We start from the raw sequence: 23611 nt of genomic DNA on the forward strand, positions 1-23611 counted from the left end.
ATGGTGCACACGCCGGAGACCACGAACCCCGGAAACACCGAAGAGCCGCTCGCGGTGATCGGCATGAGCTGCCGCTTCGCCCCCGACCTCGACACACCCGGACAGCTGTGGGAGTTCCTGCGGGCCGGGCGCAGCGCCGTCGGCGAGATGCCCGCCCGGCGGTGGGACCCCTACGAGGCCGACCCGAAGAGCCGCGCGATCCTGCGCCAGACGACCCGCAAGGGCTCGTTCATGCAGGACATCGAGGGCTTCGACGCGGAGTTCTTCCAGATCACCCCGCGCGAGGCGGAGTACATCGACCCGCAGCAGCGGATCATGCTGGAGATGGCCTGGGAGGCGCTGTGCGACGCCGGGCTGCCGCCGACCTCGCTCGCCGGCACCGACGCCGGTGTCTACGTGGCCGCGAACACCAACGACTACGGCCGCCGGCTCCTGGAGGACCTGGACCGCACCGGCGCCTGGGCCGTGAACGGCACCACCTTCTACGGCATCGCCAACCGGATCTCGTACTTCCTCGACGCGCACGGGCCGAGCATGGCGGTCGACACCGCGTGCGCCGGGTCGCTGACCGCGCTGCACGTCGCGTGCCAGGCCCTGCGCACCGGCGAGACCAGCGTCGCGATCGTCGGCGGCATCAACATCATGTCGTCGCCGGCGCTCGTGGTGGCGCTCGACGCGGCGTCCGCGACGTCGCCGGACGGGCGCAGCAAGGCGTTCGACAAGGCCGCCGACGGCTACGGCCGCGGTGAGGGCGGCGGCGTCGTCGTCCTCAAGCGCCTCTCCGACGCGGTTCGCGACGACGACCCGATCTACGGGCTCGTCATGGGCAGCGGCGTGTTCCAGGACGGCCGCTCCGACGGCATGATGGCCCCCAACAGCGAGGCCCAGCAGCGGATGCTGCAGGAGACCTACGAGCGGGCCGGCATCGACCCCAACACGGTGCAGTACGTCGAGGCGCACGGCACCGGCACCCAGCTGGGCGACACGGCCGAGGCGAAGGCCATCGGCAGCGTCTTCGGCCCCAGCCGGGACAGCGACGACCCGCTGCTGATCGGCACCCTCAAGCCCAACGTCGGGCACGTCGAGGCCGCCTCCGGCATCGCCGGCGTCATCAAGGTGCTGCTCGGCATGCGGCACGGTGAGCTGCCGCCCAGCCCGCACGAGGAGGTCAACCCCGAGCTGGGCCTGGACGACAACCGGATGCGCCTGGTCGGCGAGCCGACCCCGTGGCGCGCCGGTGCGCACGGCCGCCGCGCCGGTGTCTCCAGCTACGGTGTGGGCGGCTCGATCGCGCACGCCATCCTGCAGCAGGCCCCGGCGACCCGCCCGTCCGCCAACGGCCACGGCGGCGACAGGACCGCCCGCCCGTGGGTCTTCCCGATCTCGGCCGCCTCGGAGCAGGGCGTGCGCGGGCTCGCCGGCGCGGTCGCCGACTGGGTCCGCACCAACCGCGGCGCCGACCTCGACTCGCTCGCCCACACGCTGACCGAGCGCCGCTCGCACCTGGCCCGCCGGGCCGCGGTGGTGGCCGCCGGCACCGACGAGCTCATCGAGGCCCTCGACGCGCTCGCCGACGGCGAGCACACGCCCGACGCCGTCACCGGCGCCGCGCGCACGTTCGGCGACAGCGGCGCCGCCGGGCCCGTCTGGGTGTTCTCCGGGCACGGCGCGCAGTGGGCCGGAATGGGCCAGGAGCTGCTCACCACCGAGCCGGCGTTCGCCCGCGTGATCGACGAGCTGGGCCCGGTCTTCGCCGAGGAGCTGGGCTGGACCCCGCGCGAGGCGATCGACGCCGGCGGCCCGTGGACGGTGACCCGCACCCAGGCGATGACCTACGCGATGCAGGTCGCGCTCGCCGAGGTGTGGTCGGAGCTGGGCCTGGTCCCCGGCGCGATCATCGGGCACTCCGTCGGCGAGATCGCCGCCGCGGTCGCCGCCGGCAGCCTCGACCGGATCGACGCGGCCCGCTTCGCCTGCCGCCGGGCCAAGGCCCTCGAGCAGGTCGCCGGGCAGGGCGCGATGGCGATGGTGCCGATGGCGTTCGCCGACGTCGAGCAGCGGCTGGCCGGCCGCGACGGGGTCGTCGCCGGCATCGCCGCCAGCCCACTGTCCACAGTGGTCTCCGGCGACATCGACGCGGTCGAGGCGTTCGTGGCGGAGCTGTCGGGCGAGGGCATCCAGGCCCGCAAGGTCAACACCGACGTCGCCTTCCACTCCCCGCACGTGCGGGGCGAGGTCCTGGCGGAGGTCGGCCGGGCCGCGGCACAGCTGCACGCCCGCCCGCCGCAGGTGACGCTGTACAGCACGGCGATGGCGGACCCGCGCTCCGGCGCCGCCCGCGAGGGCGACTACTGGGCCACGAACCTGGCCGACCCGGTGCGCTTCCACCAGGCCGTGCGGGCCGCGCTCGACGACGGCGCCCGGGTGTTCCTGGAGGTGTCCTCGCACCCGGTCGTGGCGCACTCGATCAGCGAGACCGCGATCGACGCCGGCGTCTCCGACGCGCAGGTCGCCATCACGCTGCGCCGGGAGCAGCCGGAGCAGCGCACCGTCCTGACCAACCTGGCCCGCCTGCACTGCCTGGGCAGCCCGGTGCGCTGGTCGTACGCGGGCGAGCTCGTCGACGTGCCGGCCGTACGGTGGCAGCACAAGCCGTTCTGGATCTTCCCGGACACGCCGTCCGAGCACGCGGGCGTCGGCCACGACCCGGAGAAGCACACGCTGATCGGCGGGCACACCACCGTCGCCAGCGCCCCCGTGCAGCGGGTCTGGCAGACCGAGCTGAACATGGACAACCGGCCCTACGCGCAGTCGCACAAGGTCGTCGGCGTGGAGACCGTGCCGGCCTCGGTGGTGCTCAACTCGTTCATCGGTGCCGCCGCCGGCGACGGCGACGTGCCCTACGGGCTGCGCGACATCGTGTTCCGCATCCCCCTCGCCGCGCACCCGACCCGCATCGTGCAGGTCGTCATGGAGCAGGACAAGGTCCGGCTCGCCAGCCGCATCAAGCGCGAGGACGGCGCCGGCGGTGCCGGTGGCGGCGTCCGGGACGACGAGTGGCTGACCCACACGACCGCGACCGTCGTGCCGGAGCCCGAGGTCGGCACCACGCCGTTGGAGGACGTGGACACGATCCGCGCCCGCTGCCCGGTGTCGTGGACGTGGGCGAAGGTCGACGGCATCTTCCGCGCGATGGGTGTCGACGGCTACACGTTCCCGTGGGTCGTCGAGGAGCTGCTGCGCGGCGACGACGAGCAGATCGCGACGGTCACCGTCGACCACACGCCGAAGCTGCACCCGTCGAGCTGGACCGCGGTCGTCGACGCCGCCCTCACCGCCAGCGGCGTGCTGGTGATGACCGAGGACTCGACCGTGCTGCGGACCTGCTCGCACCTGGAGTCGTTGCAGTTCAAGGGCGCGCCGCCGGCGCGGATCTTCGTGCACACCACGCGGGACCCGCGCACGCCGGACACCATCAACATGCAGGTGGCCGACGAGACCGGCACCGTCGTGTGCGAGGCCCGCGGGCTGCGCTACGTCAAGGTGCAGGACATCGGCTCCGGCGCGGTCGGCCCGCGCGACCTGGTGCAGGAGCTGACCTGGGAGCCGGTCGAGGTGCGCGCCGACGCGCCGCAGCCGCGGCAGGCGCTGCTTCTCGGGCAGCCTGAAGGCGGTGCCGCGCTCGTCGACGCGCTCAACGCCCGCGGCGTCGAGACCCGCGCGACGACGGACCCGGCCGCGATCGGCGACGGCCTGCTGGCCGGCGGCGACGTGGTGATCGTGGCCCCGCCGGCGCTGCTGCCGGACGAGGCGCCCGAGCAGGCGGCCCGGCGCTGCGCGCAGGCGCTCGTCGACGCCGTCCAGCGGGTCGCCGCGATCGAGGACGAGCAGAAGCGGCCCACCGTCTGGGCGCTGACCCGCGGGGTCCGGCAGGGCGGCACGGAAGGCGCGCTGGCGCACGCCCCGCTGTGGGGCGCGGGCCGGATCGTCGCCGGTGAGCGGCCCGACCTGTGGGGCGGCACCGTCGACGTGGACGGCGGCGTCGATCTGGCGTCGGTCGCCGGCGTCATCGGTGCGCTGCCGCCCAACGAGGACGTGCTGTCCAGCACGGCGGACGGGCTGTTCGCGGCCCGGCTGCGCCGGTTGGAGCGGCCCGCCGAGCGGGAGCCGGTGGACTGCCGTCCCGACGGCACCTACCTGGTCACCGGTGGTCTCGGCGCGCTCGGTCTGGAGGCCGCGCGGTACCTGGTCGAGCAGGGCGCCCGCCGCCTGGTGCTGGTCGGCCGCCGCGGGCTGCCGCCGCGCTCGGAGTGGGACGGCGTGACCGACCCGGCCGTGGCCGCACAGATCGCCGAGGTCGTCGCCCTGGAAGCGGCGGGTGCCACGGTACGGGTGCTGCGGCTGGACATCTCCGACCCTGAGGCGACCGCCAAGGCCCTCGACCCGGGCTCGCTGGACATGCCCGCCGTGCGCGGCATCGTGCACTGCGCCGGCGTGGTCTCCGACGCCCTGGTGGAGAAGACCGGCCCTGAGAACCTGGACACGACCATGGGGCCGAAGGCCGACGGCGCGATGGTCCTGCACCGGCTGTACCCGGCCGGCACGCTGGACTTCTTCACGATGTTCTCCTCGTGCGGGCAGTTCGCCCGGCTCACCGGCCAGGTCAGCTACGCCTCGGCCAACTCGTTCCTGGACGCGCTCGCCGCGCTGCGGCGCTCGCAGGGCGAGATCGGCTCGACCAGCTTCGCGTGGGCGCAGTGGATCGGCCGCGGCATGGGCGAGACCACCGGCAAGGCCACGATCCTCGAGGCCGAGTCGCGCGGCCTGGGCGGCATCACCGTCAGCGAGGCGCTGCGCAGCTGGAGCTACGCGGACCGCTACGCGCTGCCGTACGTCACCGTCATGCGGGTCATGCCCGGCCACACCCTGCCCGTGTTCTCGCAGCTGTCGGTGACCGACGCCGCGGCGGAGAACACCGGCGGCGGCGCGGTGGACTGGGCGACGGTCCCCGCGGACGAGCTGGTGGAGAAGGTGACGGCGGAGACGCACGAGCAGGTCGCCGCCGAGCTGAACCTGGCGCCGGAGGACATCGCGATCGACCGGCCGCTGCTGGAGCTCGGGGTCGACTCGGTGCTCACCGTGGCGCTGCGGGTGCGGCTGCACCGCACGTTCGCGGTGGACCTGCCGCCGACGATCCTGTGGAGCAACCCGACGGTCCGCGCCCTCGCCGAGTTCCTCGCGGGCGAGGTCGGCGGCGCGGCCCAGGAGCCGGCGCAGCAGCAGGAGGCCCAGGACGCGGCTGCCGGGGACGCCTCGGAGACGCCTCCTGCCGAGGGGCCCGGGACCGCCGGGACGCCGAGCCTGACCAGGCAGGTGCCCCCGGTCCGGGCGGAGACCCCGGTAGCCGCCGTATGAGACGGGACCGGGACGGTGATGACCTCGCCGTCCCGGTCCCACCGGGCCCGGGACGGTGCGACCCACCAGTCCCGGGCCCGTCGTATCAGCGAAGATGCTCCGACAGTCAACAAGACACGATGTAGAGTTCATAGTATTCTCTAGGTATTGACTGTAGAGCCCCCGAGTGTGCGTATACGCCCACGTCGACCCATCGAGGGGAGCCACCGATGGACAGTTCCGAGGACCTCCGCGCCGGTGACGTCGCGCGTCACGGTTGGGCACACGGCCGGCTGCCGCTGCCCACCGAGGGAGATGACTGGCAACACTTCACGGCCGCCTGGGACGACCTGGTCCCGGACGCCTACCTCGGCCCCGCGCGGTGCCGCCGCAACCGCCGCTACGGCCGCGTGCTCGCCCACCGCGACGGCACGCTGGAGCCCCTGCTGGGCACCGAGTTCTTCCAGAGCAAGCAGATCAACCGGGCGTTCGGCGACCAGCTGCGCGTGTTCGAGCCGCTGACCGACAAGGCCCTCACCAGCTGCCGCTTCAGCGAGATCCTGCAGGAGTCGGTCGGCCTGGTGAACGAGGCGGCCGGCGACCGCGACTGGGAGCTCGGCGTCCACTTCATCCGGGTGATCGCCGAGCCCGACGAGGGTTCGGAGCCCGCGCCGGAGGGCCGGCACTCCGACGGGCACGAGTACGTGGCGATCCACCTGATCGGCCGGCACCACTGCGTCGGCGGCGAGAGCCAGGTCTTCCGGCGCGGCGAGGAGCGGGTCGAGCACCGCGTCACCATGACCGAGCCGCTCGAGGCGCTGGTGCTGTCCGACACGACGATGGAGCACGCCGTCAGCGAGATCCGCACCGAGGACCGGTCCGTGCCCGGCTGGCGCGACACGATGATCGTCGACTTCAACACCGTGCAGGACCTCGCCGAGGTGAACGGGCGCACGCACAGCTCCCTGCAGGCACTGTCGCTGTTCTGATTGGAGGGTTCGATGAGCAGCCAGGTTTCCAGCGCTCCCGGCCGTGTCGTGCAGCGGCTGCCGGCCTCGACGGCGCGCCCCGAGTTCTGCCTGATCGGCATCGACGACCTGCTCAACAACCGGGCGACGACGAGCGTCGAGGACCTCGGGCTCGGCCGGCTCAACGCGTGGGGCAACTCGTTCCCCGCCGGGGAGCTGCCCGCGCCGCGCACGGTGATCGAGGTCGCCGGCATCCCGTTCGTGTGGCCCGATGCCCACGCCGGCGGCGACAACGTCCGCGCCGAGGGGCAGGTCATCGAGGTCCCGCCGGGCCGCTACGACTGGATCTACCTGCTGGCCGCCTCCGAGCGGCGCAGCGAGGACATCCTCTGGGCGCACTACGAAGACGGATACGCCGACCCGCTGCGGGTGGGAGTCTCGGACTTCCTCGACGGCACGCCCGCGTTCGGCGAGGAGCCCGCGTTCAAGACCGGGAAGATGCACTACCCGCACCACGTACAGCAGGGGCTGCCGACGACGATGTGGCTGTCGCGGATCGGGATGCCGCGCCACGGCGTCGCCACCGCGCTGCGCCTGCCGCGCCTGGTCGCCCTGCACGTCTTCGCGGTCACCCTGGTGACCGGCGTCGACGTCCGGCTCGCGGGCGGTGTCGCCGCATGATGCCGACCCGCACCCTCGACGAGGTCCGGCTGTGGACCCGCGACCTCGGCAGCTGCCTGCACGGCACGCTCGCGACCGTGCTCCTGCACGACGGGCACGACCCGGTCACCGTGCTGGGCGCGCCGTGGGAGTTCCGCCGCAAGGCCGGCGCCTGGACCACCGAGGAGTACTACTACCACGCCGAGCCGGACTCCCTCGCCAAGCGGCTCGCGCTCTTCCACCCCTTCGAGTCGAGCTGGCACAGAAGCCCGGGCCTGGACGAGCTGCGCGACGCGCTCGCCGCCGGGGTGCTGCCGATCGCCGCGGTGGACAACTTCCACCTGCCGTTCCGGCCCGCCTTCCACGACGTGCACGCCGCGCACCTGCTGGTGGTGTGGCGGATCACGGACACCGAGGTGTTCGTGTCCGACGCCCAGCCGCCGGCGTTCCAGGGCCCGATCCCGATCGCGGACTTCATGGCGAGCTGGGGCTCGGCGAACCCCGCCGACGACGGCGACGTGTTCTTCAGCGCCAGCCCCAGCGACCGCCGGTGGCTGCACGCGAGCATGCGGGGACCGGTGCCGGAGCCGGACCGCGCATGGACCGCGGACGTCATCCGGGAGAACGTCGCCCGCTTCCGGCGGCCGTCGGAAGGCGACACCCTGTCCGGGGTGGACGGCCTGCGGGACTACCTCGACGAGCTGTGCGCGCTGCCGCCCGGGTCCGGCGCGGCCGAGGTCGCGCTCAGCGAGCTGTACGTGATCAGCTGGAACATCCAGGCGCAGGCGGGCCTGCACGCGGAATTCCTGCGACGGCAGGGCCTCGCCCTGCGCAGCCTCGACCTCACGGAGGCCGCGGCGCGGGTGAACGCCGTCGCGCACGGCTGGACCGGCGTGCGGATGACCGGCGCCCACTCGCGGGTCTGGGACCGGCACCGCCCCGCGGAGCTGCGCGCCCACAGCAGCGAGCTGGTGCGCCGCCTGGAGGTCGCGCTCGAACAGCTCGAAGTCACCGCGGAAAGGCTGCATCGTGGACATCACTGACATGCCGATCGCCGTCGTCGCCTCCCGGGTCCGCCGGGAGGAACGGCTGATCCTGCAGACCCTGCAGGCGCGCGGGGTCAACCACGAGCACGTGGACCCCCGGAAGCTGACGGTCATGCTCGCCGACGGGCGCCCGCCGTTCCGTGCGGCGCTCATGCGCGAGGTGAGCCACAGCCGCGCCGCGTCGGTCGCGTCCACATTGGACGCGCTCGGCGTGCCGACGCTCAACCGCCCGCCGGTGCTGGAGACGTGCGGCGACAAGCTGCGCACCACCCTCGCCTTCCACAACGCCGGCCTGCCGATCCCGCAGGCGGCCGTCGCCTGGGGTACCGACGCGGCCCTTGAGGCGATGCCGAAGCTCGGCTACCCCCTCGTGGCGAAGCCGGTGACCGGTTCCTGGGGCAACCTGACGGCGCGGGTCCACGACGAGGAGCAGGGCCAGGCGATCCTGGAGCACCGCGCCGCGCTGCCCAACCCGCAGCAGCACGTGTACTACCTGCAGGAGCACATCGACAAGCCGGGCAAGGACATCAAGTCCTACGTCGCCGGCGACCGGGTGGTCTGCGCGATCTACAAGAACGCGGTCGACGACTGGCGCACCAACACCGCGATCGGCGGCGCGCCGACGCCGTGCCCGGTCACCGACGAGCTCAACGCCCTCGCCGTCGCCGCGGCGGACGCGGTCGGCGGCGGCTTCCTCGGCGTCGACATCCTCATCGACCAGGAGGGCCGCCTGTACGCCAACGAGGTGAACCACACGCCGGAGTTCCACGGCGCGATCGACGCCACCGACGTGGACGTCGCCGGGCACATCGTCGACTGGGCGCTCGGCACCATCGAGGAGGTCGAGTCCACATGAGCGGACTGCTCGCCCTGTGGAGCGCGCCGCGCTCCCGGTCCACCGTGTTCTTCCGGATGATGCTGGAGCGCGACGACCTCGTCGCCGTGCACGAGCCGTTCTGCAACATCGCCAACGACGGGCGTACCTCGATCGACGACCGGCCGGTCGACTCCTACGACCAGTTGATGGACGCACTGCTCGACGTTTCGACAAAAGCGACGGTCTTCTTCAAGGACACCACCGACTGCCGCTATGACGAGGTCTTCGCCCGCGAGGACTTCCTCAAGGGCGCCAGGCACGCGTTCCTGCTGCGCGACCCGCGGGAGATCATCCCGTCCTACGCGGCGATCCGGCCCGAGATGGCGCTGCACGAGGTGGGCGTGGAGTACCTGCACCGCATCCACCAAGCCGTGCTCGACGCCGGCGGCGAGCCGATCGTCATCGACTCCGACGACCTCGTCGACCGGACGGAGGCGACGGTCCGGGCCTACTGCGAGACCGTGGGCCTGCCCTTCGACGCCGACATCCTGCGGTGGCAGCCGGGGGAGCGGCAGGAGTGGCGGCAGTCCGCGCGCTGGCACACCGACGTCAGCGAGAGCTCCACGGTCCGGCGCACGGAGCGCGCGTACGAGCGGACGATCGAGACGGATCCCTTGCTGCGCCGCTATTACGAGCACCACCTGCCGCTGTACGAGCAGCTCAGGGATCGGCGTATCCGGATCTGACGGGCGGCGCTCGCGTTGCCGCGTGCAGACTGCGCAGTTACTGTTGCCTTGGGCGACAGTCGACACATACGACACTCCGCCAGCGAAAGGCATGGTTGATGATTATCTCAACGCCGCCGTTCTGTCCGGTGCAGTTCGACGACCCCGATCTGCTCGACTCCGCATTCCACGCCGTGACGGACATGCATGCGCTGTGGGCGCACCTGCGTGAGGTGGCGCCGGTCTACAAGGCGGACCCCGGCGGCGGCCGGGAGCCGTTCTGGGTGGTGACCCGGCACGAGGACGTCACCCGCGTGCTGCGCACCCCGACCGAGTTCTCCTCCCGGCGCGGCACGATCCTCAGCGTCCTGGACCTGAACACGCCCGACATCGCCACCGACGACATGCTCGCCGACACCGACCCGCCGCGCCACGGCGAGCTGCGCAAGCCGCTCAACCCGGCGTTCGCGCCGGAGCTGGTCGAGACGCACGACGAGCTGATCCGCGGGCTGGCCCGCGACGCGATCCGGCGGGCGATCGACAAGGACGTCCACGACATCGCCCACGACACGATGATGTTCGCGATGTCGATCACCGGCACGCTGATGGGGCTGCCCCCGCAGGACTGGGAGCACCTCATGCACGTGGTGATGATGACGATCGCGTACGAGGACCCGACCTACGCCTCCGGCAACGCGATGTCGACGGTCCGGCAGGCCCGGCACCAGATGTTCGAGGCGTTCCGGGAGCAGTTCGCGAAGCGCGAGCGCGGCGCCGAGAACCCCGACGCGATCGGCAGGATGCGCAACATGGACCTGTCGGAGGGTCCGATGTCGGAGCAGCAGGCGATGGTCAACGGGTACGTGCTGCTCATCGGCGCCAACGTGACGACGCCGCACACGCTGTGCACCCTGTTCAACCAGTGGGCCGAGCACCCGGAGCAGTTCGAGCGGCTGCGGGACAACCGCGACGACATCCAGATCGCCCTCGCCGAGGTGCTGCGCTGGGCGTCGCCGGTGACCGCGCTCATGCGCTACGCCATCCAGGACGTGGAGCTGCAGGGGCAGACCATCAAGGCCGGCGACCCGGTCAGCGCGTGGCTCGGCTCCGCCAACCGCGACGAGCGGGTCTTCAAGGACCCGTACACCTTCGACCTGACCCGCCGGCCCAACCGGCACCTCGCGTTCGGTGTCGGCCCGCACTACTGCATCGGTGCCGGGATGGCGAAGGTGACGCTGCAGATCTTCATCGAGGAGATGCTCGACCTGGTCGACACCGTCGAGATCGCCGGCGAGGTCCAGCACGTCGCGTCGCACTTCGTGCCCGGGTACAAGAGCCTGCCGGTGCGCTTCACGCCGCGGAAGGTGGCGGCCGCGCTGTGAGCATCCCGCAGACAACCGCGCCGTGGTTCGACCAGCGGTTCCGGTCGGTCACCGCGACCCACAGCCTCTACTGCTTCCCGTTCGCGGGCGGCTCCGCCACCTACTACGCCGCCTGGGAGAAGTACTTCACCGGGCGGATCGAGCTGGTGCCGGTGCAGCTGCCGGGGCGCGGCGCCCGGATGGCGGAGCAGCCCGTCAGTGACCTGGCCGGCCTCGCCGACGACCTCGCCGAGGTGATCGACGGCGAGCCGACCGAGACCGTGCTCTTCGGGCACAGCATGGGCGCCATCCTCGCCTTCGAGGTCGCCCGCCGGCTCAAGACCGCCGGGCGTCCCGTGCGGCACCTGTTCGTGACGGGCCGGCCCGCGCCGCCGATCGTGCGCCCGCGGGAGCCGGTCAGCGACCTGCCGCGGGCCGAGTTCATCGAGATGCTGCGCGATTACGGCGCCGCCGACAACGCGGTCTTCGAGCACGACGACCTGCTGGACCTGCTGATGCCGATGCTCCGGGCCGACTTCTCGATGATCGAGCGCTACCGGATGGCGCCCGGGCCGCGGCTGTCGTGCCCGGTCACCGCCTGGTGCGGCGACAGCGACCCGGGCGTGCCGCCGTCGGCGATGGCCCCGTGGGGCGAGCAGACGTCGGGGGCGTTCGCGCTCTCGGTCCTGCCCGGCGGGCACTTCTTCCTCACCGAGCACCACGCCCGGATCGTGCGGGAGGTCCACGCCGCACTCCGTGGCGTCTGACGCGTTCTGACGTTGCTAAGGAGCCTGAGCATGGATTTCGATGTTCCCCAGGAGACCGCCGACTTCGCCGCCGAGGTCGAGCGGGTGCTGAGGTCGCCGGAGACGGCGCGGCTGCTGCAGGACGTCCATGCCCGCGCCGACGGTATGGACGGCGACGTCCGCCCGCTCTACCGGCACCTCGGCGCCGCCGGCATCCTCGCGCCCTCATGGCCCGTCGAGTACGGCGGCCGCGGCCTCGACTACACCGCGACCGTGACGCTGCTGGAGCAGCTCGTCGCGCACGGCATCCCGCAGAACCTGTACTGCATCTCGGTGCAGAACGTCGGCTCGCTGATCCTCGCGTCCGGCGACGAGCGGCAGCGCAAGACCCTGCTGCCGGCGATGGCGAGCGCCGAGACGACCGCCTGCATCCTCTTCACCGAGCCGACCAACGGCTCCGACCTCGCCGCGCTGCAGACGACCGCGGTCCGCGACGGTGACGGCTGGGTCATCAACGGGCGCAAGACGTACAACCTCAAGAGCGCCTACGCGGACTTCGCGCTGATCGCGGTGCGCACCGACCCGCAGAGCAGCCAGTACGAGGGCATCACCCTGTTCCTCGTCCCGCTCGACGCGCCGGGTGTGGTGATCCGCCCGATCCCCAGCCTCGCCAACGAGCAGTTCCACGACATCTGGTTCACCGACGTGCGCGTCGGCGACGACGCGGTGTTCGGTAAGCCGGGCGCCGGCTGGTCGCTGATCACGCAGATGTTCGCCGCGGAGCGCACCGGCCTGGACTACTACGCGCGCGGCCGGCACTGGCTCAACATGATCGCCGAGCGGCTCGACGCCGACGGCCGCCGCCCCGGCGACGTCACCCGGGTCGGCCTCGCCAAGCACCGCACCCGCCTCGCGGCCAGCAAGCTGCTCAGCTGCCAGGTGATGCAGAACCTGCAGGACGGCAACGCCGACATCGCCGAGTCGTCGTTCGCGAAGTGGCACTGCAGCGAGACCGGCCAGCGGATCGCCTGGTGGGCCCTGGACGCGCTCGGCCCCGACGTGCTCGTGCCCGGCCCCGGCGCCGGCGACCGCATCCTCGAGGCGGCGCTGCGCGAGTCGCCCGGCGTCACCATCTCCGGCGGGGCGTCCGAGGTCATGATCGACATCCTGAGCAGCGCGCGGGTGTACGACGCCGGCGGTGCCGCCGCACCCGCGCCCGGACCGGCGCTCGACCCGGTGCAGGAGCGGCTGCGGGAGGCGGTCGACGCGGTGCTCACCCGCACCGGCGACCTGTCCGAGCAGCTCGGGACGATCGGCGTGCCGGCCCTCAGTGCGCCCGCGAGCCTCGGCGGCGCCGCGCTCGGCCTCGGCGCCGACATCGTCATCAACGACCGGCTCGGCCACGCGCTGCAGCCCCTCGCCTGCTACCGCGACACCGCGTTCGCCCTCGACCTGCTCGACGGCGCCGACGTGCCGGCCGACATCCTCGGCGGGCTCCTCGACGGCACCAGCCACGGCGTCGTGATCGGCGCCCGCGGCCCGTCCGGCGTGCGGGTGAAGGACGACGGCACGCTGTGGGGCGAGTCGGAGCCGCTGCCGCGCGGCACCGCCGGGCTGTGCGTGGTGCGCACCGACGAGGGGTGGCACCTCGTCCTGCCGGAGCCGGCCACCTGCCTGGTGGAGGCGTTCGAGCACTTCGGCACGCCCGCCACCCGGATCCGCTTCGACGGCGCGCCAGCCGAGCCGCTGCCGGTCACCGAGGAGCGGTGGCGGCGGGCCCTCGACGCGGCCCGGCTCCGGCAGGCGGCGCTGCTGCTCGGCATCGCCGACCGCATCCTCGAGGTGGCCCGCGCGCACGTCAACACCCGCGTCCAGTCCGGCCGGCCGCTGGTGGAGCGGCAGACGGTGGCGCACCGGCTGGCGACGCTGGTGGGGGAGGGCGACGGGTGGCGGCTCGTGCTGCACCGGGCCGCCTGGCAGTTCGACCGCGACGAGGACGCGTCGGCGGCGTCGGTACTGGCGGCGCTGGCCGAACACGCGCAGCTGGCCAGCCGCACGGCGCTCCAGCTCCACGGCGTGCGGGGCATGCTCGCCCATTCGACGACGGCCACCGCGTATCGACAGGTGTCCGTGGAGTCGACCCGGCTCGGCAGCCCCGCCGACCTGTGGCTGGCCGCGGCCGCCTGAGCCGATCGCTTGCGTGATCCGCACGGTCGTGCTTTTCTTGGCGCATGGGGAAGGGTGAGGAGACCCGGCTCGCCGTGCTGGACGAGGCCGCGAGCGTCGCGCGGGCCGTCGGTCTCGGCGGGCTGACCATCGGCACCCTCGCCGAGCGCACGTCCCTGTCCAAGAGCGGGCTCTTCGGGCACTTCAAGTCCAAGGAGTCACTGCAGGTCCAGGTGCTGCAGCACGCGCGGACCCGGTTCGTCGACCACGTGGTGCGCCCCGCGCTGGGCGCGCCCCGCGGCGAGCCGCGCCTGCGCGTGCTGTTCGACGGCTGGCTGCGGTGGGAGGCGACGCCCGGCGGCTGCCTGTTCGTCACCGCCGCCGCCGAGTTCCACCACCAACCCGGCGTCGTGCGCGAGGAGGTCGTGCGCGGCGAGCGCGACATGATCGACATGATCTCCACCATGTTCCGGGCCGGGATCGCCGACGGCGCGTTCCGCGCGGACCTGGACCCCGGCCAGGCCGCGTACGAGTTCAACGGCATCCTGCTCGTCTTCCACCAGGCGTTCCATCTGCTCGAGGACGAGCGCGCCGAGCCGCGTGCCCGGCTCGCCCTCGACACCCTGCTCGACCGCGCCCGTAGCTGACCTTCCCGCCCGTAGCTGACCTTCTCGAGGAGTCGTCATGACCGCTGTTTTGGCCGCACAAAAAAGCACGAACGATCGGTTTTTTCGAGCGCCGCGGCCGCTGCGGCTCGCGTTCGGCTTCCTGGAGCGGGCCGCGCCGTCGGCCGGCGCGCGGTGGGCGGAGCGGATCTGGTTCCGCCTGCCCAGGCAGACCGCGCGGCTGTCCACCGCCGGCAGCCCGTTCACCGTCCACGCCGGCGGCGTCGCCGTCGAGGACGCCACCTGGGGCGCGGGCCCCAACGTGTACCTGCTGCACGGCTGGGCCGGGCACCGCGGCCAGCTGGAGCCCTTCGTGCCGGGGCTCGTCGAGCGCGGCTTCCGGGTGATCGCCTTCGACGCGCCCAGCCACGGCGCGTCGGCACCCGGCAGGTTCGGGCCGCGGTCCTCGTCCATCCCGGAGTTCGCCGACGCCCTGAACGCCGTCGTCGCCGAGCACGGCCCCGCCGAGGCGATCGTCGCCCACTCGCTCGGCTCGGTCGCGGCCGCGGTCGCCCTGTGCGACGGGCTGCGCGCGGGGCGGGTCGCGATGATCGCCCCGATGGCGAGCCCCGCGTCCTACGCCCGCCACTTCGCCCGGGTCCTCGGCTTCGGCGACCGGACCCTGACCCGCCTGTCCCGGCGGGTCGAGCGGCGGGTCGGGGCCCCGATGCACCACTTCGACGTGCCGGCCATCGGCGGCGCCGTACAGATGCCGCAGACGCTCATCGTGCACGACCGAGCGGACCGGACGGTTCCCGTCACTGACGGGATCGCGATCGCCGAGGCGTGGCCGTCGGCGCGGCTGCACGTCACCACCGGGCTCGGGCACCGGCGCGTGCTGGGGGAGCCCGTCATCGTCGCCGCCGTCGTCGACTTCGTCGACGGGAAGGAGCCCGACCTGACGGGATGACGGAGACGGGTGACGCGCACCCAGTGGCGCGGATCATATACTCTCGGTGCCGACGACGAGGGTCTATGAAGGGTCGGTGCCTTGACGCAGCTCTCCGACGCGCGGCGATCGCGCGTGGTGCTCGTCGGGTCCAGCACCTACGACAACTTCCCGGCCATCCCCGCCGTCACCAACAACCTCACCGCCCTGCGGGACGTGCTGATCGACCCGCACCGGTGGGGGCTGGACCCCGACGCGTGCCGCGTCGTGCACAATCCGGAGACCACCCGCGACGTCCACGCCGTGATGCGGCGCGCCGCCGCCGAGGTCGACGTGTCGGGCCTGCTGCTGCTCTACTTCGCCGGCCACGGCGTCATCGACCCCGACACCGGCGTGCTGCACCTCGCGGTCGGGCAGACCATGCCCGACTCCGCGTACTCCAGCGCGGTGCCGTTCGACTGGGTGCGGCGGCTCGTGCAGGGCAGCCGCAGCGCCCACCGGGTCGTCATCCTCGACTGCTGCTACGCCGGACGCGCCATCCCCGGCCTCGGCGCCGACGACGACGCCGCGCTCGCCACCCAGGTCGAGATCGACCGCAGCTGCGTGCTCGTCGCCGCGTCCGGCAACCGGATCGCCCTCGCGCCGCCGGACGAGCCGCTGACCGCGTTCACCGGCGCGCTCGTCGAGCTGCTGCGCGACGGCGTCGCGGGCGGTCCGCCGCTGCTGGACCTCGGCACCCTGCACGACGAGATCCGGCGCGTGCAGCGGGCCCGCGGCCGCCCCATCCCCGAGCTGCGCGCCCGCAACGGCGGCGACCGCATCCCGATCGTCCACAACGCCGCCACGCAGCGTCTTCCCGCTGTACCGCCGGAGCCTCCCGCCCCGGAGACGCCCCGCCTGGACAGCTCGCTCATCGGACGGGTGCTGCGCGGCGCGCCGGGCGCGGCCGATCCTGAGCTGGCGGGCGACGTCGCGATCCTGGCGCACTCGCCGATCGAGGGCGCCATCGGCGTGCGCCTGGACCGGCCCGCGACGCGCTCCCCGGCGCACGTGCTCGGCGAGGAGCTCGCCGGGTCGCTGCACGTCCACGCGGTCCTCGACGGCGGCCCCGTCCGCGACGTGATCCTGCTGCTCGGGCTGCTGCGCCCCGGCTACACCGCGCCCGACGGCTGGCGGGTGCTCGGGCGCGGGCTCGTCGTCGTGCCTCTGGACGCGTACCCGGCGCTCGCCGAGGCCGTGGTCTCCGCCGCGTACCTCTTCGTCGGCTACCTCGGCTGGCGCCCCCAGCAGCTGGAGACCGAGCTCGCCGCGGGCCACCTGGCCGACACCGGAACCGACCTGGTCACCTGGTTCGCCGACCCGCAGCACGCGCGGTGAGCCGATGACGGGAACTGAGCAGAGCCTCGTCAACCGGCTCGTCACCACCATCCGCAAGGGCCGCGACATCACCCTCGTCCTCGGCTCCGGCCTCACCGCGCGGGTGGTGCCCGGGGTGGACCGGATGGTCGACCTCGCCGACGAGTTCGTCGCGCAGGCGCTGCAGAACAGCGACCTGCAGGCCGCCCTCGCCGGCCTGCGCGCCACCCGGCGGGACGCCGCCCTCTACGCCGCCTACCGCAGGACGTTCGCCGAGTGGCTGTCGCCGGTCGAGTTCGACATCGTCGTGCAGCGGGCCACCCTGGAGGCCTACCGGCCGGACCGCGCCACCACGGCGAGCTGGGAGCGCGTCGGCTACCACCGCGGCGTGCAGCTCGAGGAGGACCGCGACGCGTGGTCGCTGCCACCGGGGGTGATCGCCGTCGGCGAGCTCCTCGCCGGGCTGCCCGACCGCTTTCAGCGCCGGGTCATCACCACCAACTTCGACCCGCTGATCGAGATCGCCGTGCGCCGCGCCGGCGGCACCGCCCGCGCGCTGACCCTCAACCGCGACGGGACGTTCGCCGGCCCGCTCGGCCCCGCCGACGGCATCGACGTGCTGCACCTGCACGGGTACTGGCGGCCGACCTCCGAGTCCGACGAACGCGCCCTGCTGCACGACCCCGAGCCGCTGCGCGCCGACGACCCCGTCATCCTGAGCGCGCTGCACGAGGCGCTGCGCGGCGACACGATCTGCGTCGCCGGCTACCCGCCCGGCCGCAACGACGCCCTCACCCGCGCCGTGCACGAGCAGGCCGACGTGCTGTGGGCCCGGCACGACGACGACGCGTCCCCGGCCGGCGCCGCCCTCATCTACACCGGCGTCGACGTCGACCGGCTCTTCCCGGCGGTACGCCGCGGCCTCGCCACCCTGCCGCCCACCCCACCCCCGTCCGCGGCGCCCGCCGCCCCCGCACCGCCGGGCGTCGCGCCCGCCGGGACCGCGCTGCACCGGGTCCACCTGCCGACGCTCGAAGCGGTCCTCGGCACCCGCCCGTCGGCGGTGGAGCTGCTGCGCCAGCTCGACTACGAGTTCCGCTGGCGGCGCTTCGACGACACCCCCGACACCCCGCTCGACCTCGTCTTCTGGCCGGTACGCCTGCGCCAGCCCACCCTCATCTACGCCGTGCAGGCGACCGTCGCGGCGGCGCTGTCCGCGCGCGGCGTCCGGGTCGTGCTGTGCTTCGACGACCTCGCCGGCGACCAGCACACCCGCAGCTGGCGGGCCCGCTTCACCGACGAGGTCGAGCGCTGGTTCGCCCTCGTCGAGGGAGCCCGGCCGCCCGAGGTCGACTCGCTCATGTCGTTCTGCTCGCCCGGCCGGGTCGCCGAGCGCCTCCAGGACCCGGAGCTGCTGCGCCGCCCCACCCACCCGTGGGCGGTGCAGCTGGAGTACTACCGCGGCGACCGGATGATCCTCGACGTCGCCCGCGCCGCGAAGGCGTTCCCCGGCGCCGTCGACCTGGAGATCGACGACGCGATGGCCGGCGCGCAGATCCGCACCACCCGCGCCGAGCGGCTCATGAGCACCCCGGCGATCTGGGCGTACCTGCAGTACCTGCTGCGCGACATCCGCCCCGAGGCGGTCATGACCCTCGGCGGGGAGGACGAGTCGGTCATGTGGGACCAGTGGCACGACACGTTCCCCGACGCCGTCGGGCACCTCTTCCACCCCGTCATGGCCAACGTCCGCCAGGACGCCCGGATGCTCGGCGCCCGCAGCTTCCGCGAGGTCGAGGACCATCTCCGCAAGGCGATGCGCCTGGACAGCTGGGACCGGGAGGACCACTACCTGCACTGGATCGTGCAGCACGCGGTCGTGCTCCACCGGTACCTGCGCAACCGCCCACCGCTGTCCTACGACGGCCGGCTGCTGGACTCGTGGGAGACCATCCGCGCCGCGCTGCTCGACCCCCGCCTGCGGGCCGGCACGGTCAGGCTGCTCGCCCGCGAGGTGGCGGCGTTGCTCATGCACGAGGCGGTCTGACGGCCCGGTGGATGGCGCCTCGCGTGAGTCGGGCTGATCGGCCCATGCGGCGCGGCGCGGGCGAAGGTACCGTCGAGGACATGGGCGCTTCCCCCGCCGACGTCGACGACCTCGCCCTGCTCGACACCGCGGAGCAGGTCTGGGGGCCCGACCTGCTCGCCTACCTGCTCGGCGCCGGCCTCACCGCGCCGCTGCCCGGCTGGTCCGCCGAGGCCGCCCTCCACGACCCCGCGACCCGCCGCCGGCTGCACTGCGTCCTGGAGGTGCAGCGGCTCTTCGACCTGGGCAGCGTCGCCCGGGCGTGGGCCCGCGACCTGCACCCGGCGCTGGGCTTCCGCAGCCCGGCGAGCGTGATCCGCACCGGCGACGACGACGAGCGCCGGGCGGTGCTCGAGCTCGCCGAGCGCGACTCGCTCAAGCCGCGCTGACCGGTTCGGCCACGGACGGCCCCGGGACGATGGCATGATTCGCCGCGTGACCCGGCTCTCCGCACCGGCGCCCGCCGCCCCATCGGCGGCCTCCGCACCGGCCGCGCACGCTTCGGACCTCGGGCTCGCGGCGTCGGACCTTGCGCCCTCCGCCGCGGACCCCGGGCTGTCGGCGTCGGACTTCAAGCTCGACAGCATCGACCTGTACATCACCTCCCGGTGCAACCGGCGCTGCTCCTACTGCTTCCTGCCCGACGCGTACTTCGACCGGACCCAGCACATGACCCCGGCGGCCGTCGCCGCGATCGTCGCCTGGGCGGCCGGCGCCGCCACCGAGATCACCGTCCTGGGCGGCGAGCCGGCCCTGCACCCGCACTTCACCTCGATCGTCCGCGACACCGCCGCCACCCCGATCCGGGTCCGCACCGTCACCAACGGCAGCCGCCAGTTCCGGGCCGCGCTGCCCGAGGTCCGCTCGTCGCTGAGCCGGGTCGCCGTCAGCCTCGACGCGCCGTCCGCCGCCGTCGTCGACCGCCTGCGCGGCCGAGGCGCCTTCGCCGACGCCGTCGCCACCGTCGCCGACCTGCGCGCCGCCGGGGTGCCGTTCGACCTCAACTGCACCGTCCTGGCCGACACCGTGGACCTCGTGCCGGAGATGCTCGCCTACGCCGAGGACTCCGGCGCCGGCCGGCTCAACATGCACTGGTTCTCACCCGTCGGCCGCGGCGCGGCACACGCCGCCGATCAGTCCGTCCCGGCCGCCGCCTGGCGCCGCGAGGTCCTCGACGTGGTCGCCGCCTACCGCCCGGCCCGCCAGTCCTTCACCGTCGACTGCCAGATCGCCTTCGACTTCCCCGTCCCCGGCGCCGACCCCGGCGCGTGCGCCGTCCGGGAGCGCACCAACCTGCAGTTCCTCCCCTCCGGCGCCGTCTTCGCCTGCGGCATGCTCCTGGAGGACGAGACCCTGGCCGCCTACCACTGGCACGACGGCGTGCTCATGCGCCGTTCCGGCGACACGGAGCTGTCCCGCACCGCTGCGGCGTGCGCCGGCTGCCCGCTGCGCCCGTCGGACGGCGACCACCACCCGATCTGCATCTACAACCGCCTCGCCGTCTGAGCCACCTCCGCCCGCTCGGTGGCCTTACCGGCCGGTCGGGTGCATGCCGAGCGCCGGGGCGAGGCCGACCAGAGCCGCCGTGGTCAGTGCGGCACCGCGGTGGGCGCAGAGCCGCTCCAACGGTGTCCCGTCCATTCGCGCAACGTACAGCGCGCACCGGCTGAGGGCCGACGGAGATCCGCGCCGGTAACCGTCTCGCGGGCGTGCAGAACCCGCCGTTCGTCGGAGGACGGCGCGCTGTGTCATCAATACGCTGCGCGGATGGGCGTGCACCTCTCGGTCGACTACGGCACATCGAGCACCGTCGCGCTGCTGGCGTGGCCCGACGGGCGGACCCAGCCGCTGCTGTTCGACTCGTCGCCGCTGCTGTCCTCCGCCGTGTACGCGGAGACGGACGGGCGGCTGCTGACCGGGCGGGACGCCGTGCGGGCGGCCCGGCTCGACCCGAGCAGGTTCGAGCCCAACCCGAAGCGGCGCATCGACGAGCCGGAGGTGCTGCTCGGCGACCGTGAGGTGCCGGTGGCGGAGCTCGTCGCGGCGACCCTGCGCCGGGTGCTGGGCGAGGCCACCCGGGCCGCCGGTGGCCGCCCGGCGTCGGTCACCGTCACGCACCCGGTGACGTGGGGGCCGGCCCGGCGGGCGATCCTGACCGATGCGTGCTCGGAGGCGGGGCTCGGCGACGTCGACCTGTCACGGAGCCGGTAGCGGCCGCCACCAACTTCGCCGCGGGGACGCGGGTCGAGGCGGGTCAGGCCGTCGTCGTGTACGACCTGGGCGCCGGCACGTTCGACGTCAGCGTCGTGCGGCGCACCGGGTCGGCGTTCGAGGCGCTGGCGTACCGCGGCCTCGACGACCTCGGCGGGCTGGACCTCGACGCGCTGGTGGTGGCGCACGCCGCCGGCACCGTGACCGACGGTGAAGCGTCCGCGTGGCGGGGGGTGACCGAGCCGGGCGACGCCGACGGGCGCCGCCAGCACCGGGCGCTCTGGGACGACGCGCGGGAGACCAAGGAGGCGCTGTCGCGCCAGCCGTCGGCCGGGTTCCACGTCACCGCCCTGCGCCGTGACGTGCTGGTCACCCGCGACGAGTTCGAGCGGGCGGCGGGACCGCTGCTGCAGCGCACGGTCGACCTGACGCTGGACACGATCCGCGAGTCCCGCGCCAAGCCGGACCAGATCGCGGGGGGTGTTCCTGGTCGGCGGGGGGAGCCGGACACCGCTGGTGGCGACGCTGCTGCACCGGGCGACCGGGATCGCGCCGACGCTGCTCGAGCAGCCGGAGCTGGTCGTCGCCCAGGGCGCCCTGCCGGCCGCCGCTCCCGCCGCGGGACCGGATGCCGGGCCGGCACCGTCGGACCTCGTCTCGGCGCCGCGTACAGACGCAGCCCCCGCCTCCGCGCCGGTCTCCGCCTCCGCGTTCGCGCCGGTCTCCGCACCACCGTCTGAGCCGGTCTCCGTGCCGCCGTCCGGGCCCGCTTCCGCGCCGCCGTCCGGCCCGGTCTCCGTGCCGCCGTTTGAGCCGGTCTCCGCTCCTGTCACGGCGCCGCTGTCCGGGCCGCTGTCTGGGCCGGTTGGTGCCCCCGCGTCCGTGTCGGCCTCCGCGCCGCTGCCGGTGCCGGCGCCCTCGGCGGCGCCCGCCTCCGTGGCCGGCGACGGGCAGGAGTCGCCGGGGCCACAGGAGCGGCAGGGGCCGCAGGAGCGGCAGGGGCCGCAGGAGCGGCAGGGGCCGCAGGAGCGGCAGGGGCCGCAGGAGCGGCAGGGGCCGCAGGAGCGGCAGGAGCGGCCAGGGCGGCAGGAGCGGCCAGGGCGGCAGGAGCGGCACGGTGCGGGCGTGGGCGACGCCGGACGGGACCGCACCGCGCCGGCCCCGGGCGCCCTGCGTGCGCTCAGCGTCGCCGCCGGCGTCGCGTCGATCATCGTGTGCTGGGTGATCGTCAACCAGTACTCGACGCTGCGCACCCCGACGATGATGCTGGTGTACACCGTCCCGCTGCTGCTCGCGGCCGTCGCGGCGTTCACCTGGGCGGCCCGGCTCATCGGCCCGGTCGCCGGCGCCGTCTGCTGCGTGGTGACGGCGATGGGTGTCGCCACGAACTTCGGACCCAGGTTCGACCCGGCGGTCACCGCGTACTACTCGCTGCTCGTCGTGCCGGCCGCGCTGCTCGCCATCGGCATCCGCAAGAAGGCGTGATCAGCAGCTGGAGGTATCTTTCACAGATCATGAAGACGGTGACGCGGCGGCTGGCGGTGCGGCGGGCGGACCTGGACGCCGGCGTCTTCGACGTGCCTGAGGAGTGCGTCGAGGCGCTGCGGCACATGGTCACCGTCCCCGTCGCGCTGGAGCACAAGGCCAAGGGGATCACGACCGCCAGGCAGGTGTTCTGCGCGCCGCTCCAGCAGGACATCGGCTGGCAGTTCGGCGGGATCGAGTGGCCCGAGGACGTGCGGCCCGGGGTGTTCGTCACGCTGATCTGGCGGGCGGCGAAGGACGAGGTCGTCCTGCGCACCGCGCCGCTCGCCGAGCCGATGCGGGTCGACAACGCCGTCTACTACCACGAGTACGACCCGAAGGTCGTCACCCGCGACTACAAGCCCGGCGCCGCGAACTGGTCGAAGGTCCTGCACACCATCCGGCACCTCGGGCACGTCCTCGACGACGGCAGCGCCGTGTTCGCCGAGGCGGACCTGCCCAGGCGCAGCGGCCTCGGCAAGGGGTCGCGGGGCACGTTCCTGCTGCGCAACGCCGTCGACCAGCTGCTCCGCGAAGGCTACGTCACCAGGGTCGACGGCAGCGTCGACGCGACCGGCCACCCGTCCTACCCGGCGCTGGACGGCGACGAGCCCGCGGAGATGCTCCTGTACGCGCCGCTGGTCGAGCCCGCCCCGCACCCCGACGAGCCCGGCGAGCCCAGCGACCGCCGCGAGCACTGGGTCAACGGCTTCCTCCGCCGCCTCCCACCCGGCGCCCACGCCTCAGAGCGGCAGCTCTCCCTGCACCAGCAGACCGTCGAGCAGGAGGAGCTCGACGAGGCGGAGCTGCCGCCGGGGTACACCTTCGTGAAGAAGCACCACCGCAACGGCTGAGCACGTCACCGCGGGGTGAGGACGCCCTCCGGGTCGGCGGGCACCGCCCACGGCACGTGGCGGGCGTCCATCGCAATCCGTACCAGTCGCGTCGCCATGCCCCGACCCTGAGCCGGCGGCAATCCGGTTGCGGGGGTGCGTAC

General features: G+C 73.6%; 19 protein-coding genes. All 19 read left to right on the forward strand.

Going from position 1 to position 23611, the window contains the following annotated elements; translation table 11 throughout:
* The 19 genes from AB0I21_RS44460 (at window position 1) to AB0I21_RS44550 (ending at window position 23468) form a co-directional block, all read left to right on the forward strand.
* Window positions 1–5415 (forward strand): type I polyketide synthase, encoded by a 5415-nt coding sequence (locus tag AB0I21_RS44460; RefSeq protein ID WP_360570083.1) that lies wholly within the window; start codon window positions 1–3, stop codon window positions 5413–5415.
* Between the two features lie 209 nt (window positions 5416–5624).
* Window positions 5625–6383: a 2OG-Fe dioxygenase family protein gene (locus AB0I21_RS44465; RefSeq protein WP_360570004.1), complete on the forward strand. Its 759-nt coding sequence runs from the start codon at window positions 5625–5627 to the stop codon at window positions 6381–6383.
* Window positions 6384–6395: 12 nt separating this feature from the next.
* Entirely contained in the window at window positions 6396–7043 is a 648-nt protein-coding gene (locus tag AB0I21_RS44470; RefSeq protein ID WP_360570006.1) for a hypothetical protein, read from the forward strand.
* Window positions 7040–8065, forward strand: a complete 1026-nt coding sequence (locus tag AB0I21_RS44475) for a BtrH N-terminal domain-containing protein (protein ID WP_360570008.1) — start codon at window positions 7040–7042, stop codon at window positions 8063–8065. The genes AB0I21_RS44470 and AB0I21_RS44475 overlap by 4 nt, the downstream gene beginning before the upstream one ends.
* Complete coding sequence (gene lysX / locus AB0I21_RS44480) at window positions 8052–8924, forward strand: lysine biosynthesis protein LysX (protein WP_360570010.1); 873 nt, start codon at window positions 8052–8054, stop codon at window positions 8922–8924. The genes AB0I21_RS44475 and lysX overlap by 14 nt, the downstream gene beginning before the upstream one ends.
* A complete protein-coding gene (locus tag AB0I21_RS44485; protein WP_360570012.1) occupies window positions 8921–9631 on the forward strand; it encodes a hypothetical protein in 711 nt (236 codons plus the stop codon). Before lysX ends, AB0I21_RS44485 begins: the two co-directional genes overlap by 4 nt.
* A gap of 98 nt (window positions 9632–9729) precedes the next feature.
* Complete coding sequence (locus AB0I21_RS44490; protein ID WP_360570014.1) at window positions 9730–10992, forward strand: cytochrome P450; 1263 nt, start codon at window positions 9730–9732, stop codon at window positions 10990–10992.
* Window positions 10989–11738: an alpha/beta fold hydrolase gene (locus AB0I21_RS44495; RefSeq protein ID WP_360570016.1), complete on the forward strand. Its 750-nt coding sequence runs from the start codon at window positions 10989–10991 to the stop codon at window positions 11736–11738. Before AB0I21_RS44490 ends, AB0I21_RS44495 begins: the two co-directional genes overlap by 4 nt.
* Window positions 11739–11768: 30 nt before the next feature.
* Window positions 11769–13904: an acyl-CoA dehydrogenase family protein gene (locus tag AB0I21_RS44500; protein ID WP_360570018.1), complete on the forward strand. Its 2136-nt coding sequence runs from the start codon at window positions 11769–11771 to the stop codon at window positions 13902–13904.
* A gap of 44 nt (window positions 13905–13948) precedes the next feature.
* Entirely contained in the window at window positions 13949–14530 is a 582-nt protein-coding gene (locus AB0I21_RS44505; RefSeq protein ID WP_360570020.1) for a TetR/AcrR family transcriptional regulator, read from the forward strand.
* Between the two features lie 37 nt (window positions 14531–14567).
* Complete coding sequence (locus AB0I21_RS44510; protein ID WP_360570022.1) at window positions 14568–15458, forward strand: alpha/beta fold hydrolase; 891 nt, start codon at window positions 14568–14570, stop codon at window positions 15456–15458.
* Window positions 15459–15539: 81 nt separating this feature from the next.
* The gene (locus tag AB0I21_RS44515; protein WP_360570024.1) at window positions 15540–16814 is read left to right on the forward strand and encodes a YqgE/AlgH family protein; all 1275 of its coding nucleotides are present in this window, start codon (window positions 15540–15542) and stop codon (window positions 16812–16814) included.
* Window positions 16815–16818: 4 nt separating this feature from the next.
* Window positions 16819–18840, forward strand: a complete 2022-nt coding sequence (locus AB0I21_RS44520) for a hypothetical protein (RefSeq protein WP_360570026.1) — start codon at window positions 16819–16821, stop codon at window positions 18838–18840.
* Window positions 18841–18920: 80 nt separating this feature from the next.
* Window positions 18921–19268 carry a hypothetical protein gene (locus tag AB0I21_RS44525; RefSeq protein WP_360570028.1) on the forward strand — a complete coding sequence of 116 codons (348 nt, stop codon included), beginning with the start codon at window positions 18921–18923 and terminating at the stop codon, window positions 19266–19268.
* A 46-nt stretch (window positions 19269–19314) separates the two neighbouring features.
* Window positions 19315–20385 (forward strand): radical SAM protein, encoded by a 1071-nt coding sequence (locus AB0I21_RS44530; RefSeq protein ID WP_360570030.1) that lies wholly within the window; start codon window positions 19315–19317, stop codon window positions 20383–20385.
* A gap of 261 nt (window positions 20386–20646) precedes the next feature.
* Window positions 20647–21090, forward strand: a complete 444-nt coding sequence (locus AB0I21_RS44535; RefSeq protein WP_360570032.1) for a hypothetical protein — start codon at window positions 20647–20649, stop codon at window positions 21088–21090.
* Window positions 21042–21830 (forward strand): Hsp70 family protein, encoded by a 789-nt coding sequence (locus AB0I21_RS44540; protein WP_360570033.1) that lies wholly within the window; start codon window positions 21042–21044, stop codon window positions 21828–21830. Before AB0I21_RS44535 ends, AB0I21_RS44540 begins: the two co-directional genes overlap by 49 nt.
* A 142-nt stretch (window positions 21831–21972) precedes the next feature.
* Complete coding sequence (locus tag AB0I21_RS44545) at window positions 21973–22575, forward strand: hypothetical protein (protein WP_360570035.1); 603 nt, start codon at window positions 21973–21975, stop codon at window positions 22573–22575.
* Between the two features lie 29 nt (window positions 22576–22604).
* Window positions 22605–23468, forward strand: coding sequence for a hypothetical protein (locus AB0I21_RS44550; RefSeq protein WP_360570037.1), 864 nt, complete (start codon window positions 22605–22607; stop codon window positions 23466–23468).
* Window positions 23469–23611: the final 143 nt, after the last annotated feature.

Origin of the sequence: Dactylosporangium sp. NPDC050588, from assembly GCF_040654975.1 — a bacterium.
GTDB lineage: Bacteria > Actinomycetota > Actinomycetes > Mycobacteriales > Micromonosporaceae > Dactylosporangium > Dactylosporangium maewongense.